Origin of the sequence: Sphingobacterium sp. UBA7625 (assembly GCF_002484085.1) — a bacterium.
Lineage (GTDB): Bacteria > Bacteroidota > Bacteroidia > Sphingobacteriales > Sphingobacteriaceae > Sphingobacterium > Sphingobacterium athyrii.
The window spans coordinates 372288-379492 of sequence record NZ_DLJD01000028.1 but is presented as its reverse complement, the minus strand read 5'-3'; the positions used below and the strand labels follow the sequence as shown (position 1 = coordinate 379492).

Genomic DNA, 7205 nt, shown 5'->3' with positions numbered 1-7205 from the left:
CAACAGCCGGGATCAAGTCGTTAAATACTTGAAAAAACAAAAAGGGGAGAAACTAAACTGTGTGGTAAGCACCGATATCCTCGAAGAATCAGCTGACTACATAGTAGCCAAAGTAACTTTGAAATTTGAAGACTTTACCAAGACCGATCTGGTGACTTTGGTGCGCGAAGGTAACGACTGGAAAGTGTCCAGATCAATCAATTCATACAAATAGTATCCAATGACTAGTAGTCAGCCTGATCATACCAACAGCCGATCACTAGTGAATCATATGTTTATTTAAGGCCACGTCGCGAGATGTGGCTTTTAATCTAAAAATTTATCAAGCGTATTTTTAGTTATATTCTCACTTAATGATTTCAAAATTTTACCTGTTTCATCTAGCATGACGAAATAAGGAGTTTTTTTTGAATGTGTATAATAAGTTTGGATATTTCGGTTTTTGGCGCCCCGATTCTCAGCGTTTTTTACAAAATTTGAATCTTGTTGCAGTTCCTTTGTTGTCAGTTTACTTCGGTCGTCAATAATAATGACTTTAAAAACAAATTTACTGCGGATATATTTCATCATGTTATCATCACTAAGATACATCAATTCAGCTTCTAGCTTTCTGCTTACGATATCGTTCCAACCGGAAAAATAAAGGATCACCCTTTTATTTTGTTCTTTAGCTTTCTGTATCACTTCCGCTAGCGTGCTGTCCTGATTATCATCCCAGAGTATTTTTTTCTGTGGCTTTGGAGGAGTCATTAGCTTTTGCTGATTTTTAAAAATGGCCCACGCATGGAAATAAGTTAACTCACCAATTTTATTTTCCTTCATAAAATTATAAAAGGCATCCAATTCCCCTTTGTCGATTGCTGATTTGTCCATTTCAAAAATATCAACAAATAATAAGCTGTCTTTTGACCATTCTTTCAGATTAACAGGGCGTGACCTCAAAGCTTTGTTGGCTATATGAAATTTTAATAAGGCTGGGTATTCAGGTGAAGTCTTTAGCTCTCTTATTTTGTTGAATACCTCGTTATAGGTAATCAGTTTCTTGGGTTCTTGCATTGAAGGGGTTATCAATGTATTAAATACCCCGGGCAAAGATGTTGCAATTTCTAGTGCGACAGAATCGAGTCCGCATGCTTTGAGCTTGGAGAAATCTTTAATTAAGCTGTCTAATTCGGCCGGAGAATAACTTTTATTCTCAAACCTTTTCTTTAATAGTGAAGCACAATTAATTTGGGCTGTACCATAATTGTACAATAAGAAGTTAGTTAAGACAAAAAGGAATAATTTTATCATGGCTTTTTTATGATTTGGTCTCAATCGCATATTTGTAATCTCAAATCGACCTATCTCTAATGAATATACGCCTAATTTCGCTTAATTCATAATCTGTTGCAATCGAGACCAGGGCAGCTACAGGGGAAATATTGCAGGCCTTATCAGGTTCGCACTAGTCTTTTGAAATAGCTGAGTTGAGTGGATCTTTCACCATGTTATTAAGAACTTTCTTTGTCATGCGGCTCATGAACGAATCTCGATAAGTCTGTCCGATAGGGACAGTATTTTTATAATGTTCCAGTTGGACCATATTCCCGTTGATCATGACAATAAATGGAATAGCAATGATAAAAGACTTATGGATTCGCACAAAGCGATCAGCCTGTAATATGTTTTTTAAAGCGCTTATGTTGAGCTGGACCATAATGCTTTTATCATCTGACGTGTAAAAACATACATATTTTGCTTTTGCTTCGATGTATACGATTTCGTTCAGCTTAATTTTAACCAGCTTCCCTTTATACTCTGTTTTAACCAGTATAAACTCTTGCTCTTTTTTAGCACTGATCGAAAGCTGTTGTTGCGCCCTTTCTACCGCTAGCAGGAAACGGGGAAAAAATATGGGTTTTAAGAGGTAGTCTACAGCATTCAGGTCAAATCCTTCAAGGGCATATTCTCTGTAGGCGGTCGTGAGAATGACCTTATATCTTTCATTCAACATCTTCAAAAATTCCAATCCGGTTATTCCCGGCATTTGAATATCCAAAAACAACAAATCGACCTCCGTGTTGTTCAGCAGCTGTAATGCGGCTACTGGATCGGCTGCAGTACCGACTAAATTTAAATAGGGAATCTGCTCAATATGTAGCGTCAGTAGTTCGATATTGTGGGGTTCGTCGTCAATTACAATACAATTAATCATATGTTAGATATTTATAACTATTTCGGTCATGTAATAATTTTCGTCTTCCTTAATTGTAAATCTGTGTTTGCTGCCATACATCAGATTCAGGCGTTGTTGTACGTTATTTACGCCGATACCTTTTGATAATTCTTTTGGGCCATTTCTTTTCTTATTGTTTACCTTGAAGTTTATTCTGGAGTTTTTAGCCATAATTTCAATTGAAACCTGATTTTCGGCATCATGAAGTTCGCCATGTTTAAATGCATTTTCAACAAGCGTAACTAAAGTTAAGGTAGGGATTTTAGCGTCCTTAAGTTGAATATCTTCGATGTATCTTATTCTTATGTTGTTATTGAACCGGATTTGGTTCATCTGAATAACTTTTTTTATTTGCTCGGCTTCTAAAGCTAACGGTACAATTCCTTGTTCACCCCAATCCTCCAAGGCGTAACTCATTATTTCCGATAGCAGATGAACGGCCTGTGACGCTTCAGGATTGCTCTTATACGTTTTTGTGTAGATCAAGCTCAGCGAATTAAAAAGGAAATGCGGATTGATCTGATATTTTATTGCCGCCAGTTCCGCTTTTAATTTTTCGCGCTCCAATTGTTCTTTACTTCTGCGAATTACGTTTGAATAAATGGCTACGGCCGTAAAATAAGATATAAGGCTGGCCACAATATTTAGTATTGTTGTTGTGATGAAGAATGAAGTCGGAGTTAGATTACCAACACTTTTTGGATCGTTTCTATGTACAAAAAATGTCCAGTAATATTCATAAATAGTCAGCAAGGTGAAGAAAGCAATGAGCTGAATTGACACTTTTGCCCAGCGTCGATTCATAATTGCGGGTATAGCAAAATGATATATAAGCAGGTAGAAAACTACCGTACCTTTTAAGATGGTATGGGTAAGACTTATATAGAGATTAATTCCGCCTTCAAATTGATCAACTGTTTTATCAAAGCCCTGAAGTTGTACCAGAAAGAGAAATACGGCGACACTCCATATTCCATAAATCAGGAAAATAACCAAAAACTCCTTCCACTTTATCCTGATTGCTAGCGACATTTAAATCTTGCTTGAATAACTTATTGCTGTTCTTAATTTTATACAAAATTAGTTGAAATGGATGATGATCGAAAGTTTTATCTGTTGACAATAGGATTATAGGCACGAACGGTACTATTGATTACATCAAAACGGAGAATAAATATAGGGCTGAGAGCTAGATCTCGTGCTTTGGTGATATCAGTAATAGTTTCCGGTCCGAAGTACAAGGACCGGAAATTGACCCATTAGGAAATCATGTATTTGTTAAATTGTTGCAAGCTCGGATATTAGTTGTGTGGGTATTCGATTTATTTGTATTTGACAAATGTGGCGAGAATTTTTTTAACCTTGATATTATTTGTAATTGAACCCCCTGCATAAGTATTATTCTTTTTACCGTTCTGTAGATTTCCAAAGTCTGATTTTGATGATCCCGTCACTTCCTCGGTGAGTTTCATGACCACAGCATCCGCACCTTTGGATTGACCGAGTGTTATTACCTTTTGCTGTGCGGCCTCTATGGAACCAAAACCTTTGCCTATATCCGTTGTTCCCATTACTTCATATTCTTTTTTAATGTCATTTACATCAAAAAAGACATCCACATGCTGGGTTGGAGCATAACTTTTCCCAAAGTAAGACGGAGTAGAACAAGAGGTCGCGGTTAAGGCAATCATTGCGACTGATTTGATAAATAAATTTTTCATTTGTTTTAATGCTGTATGAGTGATTTTATTTCTTATTTCGTGCAATATTAGGGGAAAGGTATGCAAGTCTAAAGTTTTAAGCATCAAAAAAGGTATTCGTGGTATAAACACTGTAATTCATTGCTTAAATCGCTGAAACATCAGTGCAATTGTGGTGAACTCTTCAATTCTAATATCGCTTATTGTTTGTGAAATCAAAATTTCCTACCGAGACAGTTTGTTTTTTAGATGATCATAATATAAAACATAATATATTTACTGGAAATGTGGGATTGAGACAAATCGGAAAGCGACTATCTCTGCTATTTACACTGGAAGAGAATTTACAAGAAAATTGCCTTTTACCAGATGTGCCAACAGCAATGAATATTGAAAAATGAGGTATTTCGATGAATATAAAGAACAAATTCACCTAAAAAAATAACTAGTTCAGTTTATGCTTTTTTGATGAGAACTTCGAAATTATAGACTTATACGGTGGCGAAAAAAATAAATCCATACTTATTGAAAAAACCAAACAATATAATTTATAAATGAAAATAATTGCTAAAATATATCTTTTAGTTGGATTAATATCAATGATTTCATGCCAAAATGAGCCTTCTGATAGAAATGACATTGCTTTAGATAATAAAAAAAATACTTCCCTAGATACTCCAAAGAACAAGTTAGACAAGTCAGCAAGTATTAAGGAGTTTGTTTTAAGCCAGAACAACGAAGATTTTTATGAAAGAATCGATCTGCTATGTGTATATGGAAAAACAAAGAATAATAGACTTTTTAAGGGACACATTATGTGGTTTAGAAACTATTACAAGGAAAACATGACTACAGAGATAAGTTTTTCGCAATTTCTTAATGACCTTTTAACCAATCCGCAGGATGAAGCTTTTATAGCTGGAATAGTTGCTAAAAACGGAATTTTTGATAAAGATCTGGATATATTAAAATATAGGAATAGACCTCTTTCAGACGCTATTGAGCGCTTCACTTTTCGTAAAGCTGGTATGAATAATTTGTTTTTAAAGAGTGAATTTACTAGCCCGTTAAGTACAAAATATTCTATAGCTTATTTATTTTATTTAAAAGGTTTTTTAATAGAGGAGGATGATTATGAGCCAATTACATTTTTTGTTCCTTTGAAGGACATTTATTTATAAGTGGGATATAAAATGAAAGCTTAGAATGAGCGATAATCACTTCTGATCGATGGTGATTTAGAATCACAATCTTATGGCCAACCAATTTAGTGGGCACCTTGCGCTAGCATTGTGATTTTGGTAAATTCCAGATCTATCTAGATGATCCTCAGGTAAGGTCATTCCGAAAGGATCACCTTGTTACTTTTATTTTCACCTCCCCATTCCTGTCATTCACCGAGTTTTCCTGTCCGTTAGTCTAAAGCCCATAGGCCAGGGGCGTATTCTGTCGTAGTTTTGAGTCAACAAATAAGAACTAAAAAACTAACAATATAAAATAAAGACATTATGAAAACACTAGTAAAAACATTCGCAGCAGCAGCCTTAATCGCAGTATCAACATTCGCTATGGCGGCTAACAAACCAGTATCCAAAACTGAAAAAGCAAACGTAAATCTTTCTACAGCAGACTTTGCCCTTGACCACTATGTTGCGGTTACGACCGCAGGTGAGTCAGTAGGAGTAGATCAGTTATTCGCGACAGATTTCAATCAAAAAATCCAAGCATCCAACGCACAAAACCACAGCCGTGAAGCAGTCATCAAATCTTTGAAAAAACAAAGAGGAGAGAAGCTAAACTGTACAGTAAAAACTTACATTATCGAAGAGTCTGCCGATTATATGGTTGCTAAAGTGACTTCAAAATTTGAAGATTTTACCAAGACTGATCTGGTGACTTTGGTTCGCGAAGGTAACAACTGGAAAGTGTCCACATCAATCAATTCATACAAATAGTATCCAATAACTAGTGGTTTGCCAAGATCGGTATAAGGTCAGATCACTAGTGAATCATATGTTTATTAAGGCCACGTCGGGAGATGTGGTTTTTTATTTGTATAGACGGAGGTTGTTACCAAAGCGTCATGCGTTAAAAAGAGTTAATAACATTGCTTAATGTTTAGTTTTATAATATTTTTATTGTAAAACTAACTGAAAATGAGTAAACTACAGTTGTTTCTACTATTGCTCTTTATCACAAACTTATCTTCTGCACAAGATCTGAAAGGTACGATTAAAGATAAGCATTCGGGTGATATTCTTATAGGTGTTTCGATCAAAGTAGCTTCGCGCAGCAACTATTCCGATGGTAATGGCAACTTTATATTGTCGGGCATTAAGCTTGGAGATACAATCACCTTTTCTTCAATCGGATATCGTGAGGAAAAATATATAGTTGGTAATAGCAATCTTGATAATCTGGTTATATATATGGAGCAAACAGCAATTTTGTTGGATGAAGTCAAGATCAATTCTTTAAGAAATTATAAGGCTGATTCCTTAAAGTTTCGGGAAGAATTTGCCAAGACCTTCAATTATAGCAAACCCAAATTTAAAGACATTTTCATCACCAAAAACTATTCTTCAAATGTCCCGAGACACCCTAATCAGGCGAGCAATAGTACCGCCTCGCTGATAAGTGTTGATGTGCTTTCTGTTATCTCTTTGTTGGGGAAAAAACGTAACCCTCAATCCAAGCTCCAACAGAAATTGATAAAGAAAGAAGAAGAGCAGTATCTTGATAATATCTTTTCAAAACCTATGGTTCAAAATTTGACGGGCCTTAAAGGGGACTCTCTACAAACTTTTATGCAGTTGTACCGCCCGAATATTGATACAGCGAAATACATGTCCGACTATGATATTATCCTGTACCTCAAAAAGAGTTATCAAGAATATATCAAGCCTTAAGTAGCTTTATCGTCTGAACTGCTCTTTTCTTGTTTTGATAGTGTCACGATTACTATTGCTATTTGGGATATGAGCATAATTGAAAGCCCGCTAGTAAAAGAATCAGCGCCTCCATTTATACAACGAAAAAATATAAATGATACTTCCAAAAGCATCAGGCAGTATATTAGTTTTTTAAAGATTGATTCCATGATCTTTCGAATTGGTAACTTTTCTCTATAAATCCCTCTTACACCAATTTACGCAAATAAATCCTGTGTCGCAACTTTAAAGAAAAGGAAACTTGGCTATCGATGTCCGTTAATCTCCCCATTCCCACCATTCACCGAGTTTTCCTGTCTGTTAGTCTAAAGTCCATAGGCTAGGGGCGTATTCTGT

The 7205-nt window shown here is 35.6% G+C and carries 7 protein-coding genes and 1 pseudogene; 4 read left to right on the top strand and 4 right to left on the bottom strand.

Features of this window, described 5'->3' with window-relative positions; translation table 11 throughout:
• Positions 1–214: pseudogene (locus tag B4G94_RS13290) on the top strand (hypothetical protein); the annotation flags it as partial.
• A 92-nt stretch (positions 215–306) separates the two neighbouring features.
• Here B4G94_RS13290 and B4G94_RS13285 read toward each other — a convergent pair.
• The 4 genes from B4G94_RS13285 to B4G94_RS13270 form a co-directional block, all read right to left on the bottom strand.
• Positions 307–1293, bottom strand: coding sequence for a hypothetical protein (locus B4G94_RS13285; RefSeq protein ID WP_286859471.1), 987 nt, complete (start codon positions 1291–1293; stop codon positions 307–309).
• A 154-nt stretch (positions 1294–1447) separates the two neighbouring features.
• Positions 1448–2197 (bottom strand): LytR/AlgR family response regulator transcription factor, encoded by a 750-nt coding sequence (locus B4G94_RS13280; RefSeq protein ID WP_286859470.1) that lies wholly within the window; start codon positions 2195–2197, stop codon positions 1448–1450.
• Between the two features lie 3 nt (positions 2198–2200).
• Positions 2201–3250, bottom strand: coding sequence for a sensor histidine kinase (locus B4G94_RS13275; protein ID WP_286859469.1), 1050 nt, complete (start codon positions 3248–3250; stop codon positions 2201–2203).
• A 290-nt stretch (positions 3251–3540) separates the two neighbouring features.
• On the bottom strand, positions 3541–3939 hold the full coding sequence (locus tag B4G94_RS13270) for a hypothetical protein (RefSeq protein ID WP_286859467.1): 399 nt from the start codon (positions 3937–3939) through the stop codon (positions 3541–3543).
• A 533-nt stretch (positions 3940–4472) separates the two neighbouring features.
• Between B4G94_RS13270 and B4G94_RS13265 the strand changes: the two genes are divergently transcribed.
• The 3 genes from B4G94_RS13265 to B4G94_RS13255 all read left to right on the top strand — a co-directional run bounded on the left by B4G94_RS13265 (position 4473) and on the right by B4G94_RS13255 (position 6827).
• A complete protein-coding gene (locus tag B4G94_RS13265; RefSeq protein ID WP_286859466.1) occupies positions 4473–5099 on the top strand; it encodes a hypothetical protein in 627 nt (208 codons plus the stop codon).
• A gap of 327 nt (positions 5100–5426) precedes the next feature.
• Positions 5427–5873 carry a hypothetical protein gene (locus B4G94_RS13260; protein ID WP_286859465.1) on the top strand — a complete coding sequence of 149 codons (447 nt, stop codon included), beginning with the start codon at positions 5427–5429 and terminating at the stop codon, positions 5871–5873.
• A gap of 201 nt (positions 5874–6074) precedes the next feature.
• The gene (locus tag B4G94_RS13255; RefSeq protein WP_286859463.1) at positions 6075–6827 is read left to right on the top strand and encodes a carboxypeptidase-like regulatory domain-containing protein; all 753 of its coding nucleotides are present in this window, start codon (positions 6075–6077) and stop codon (positions 6825–6827) included.
• Positions 6828–7205 lie beyond the last annotated feature (378 nt).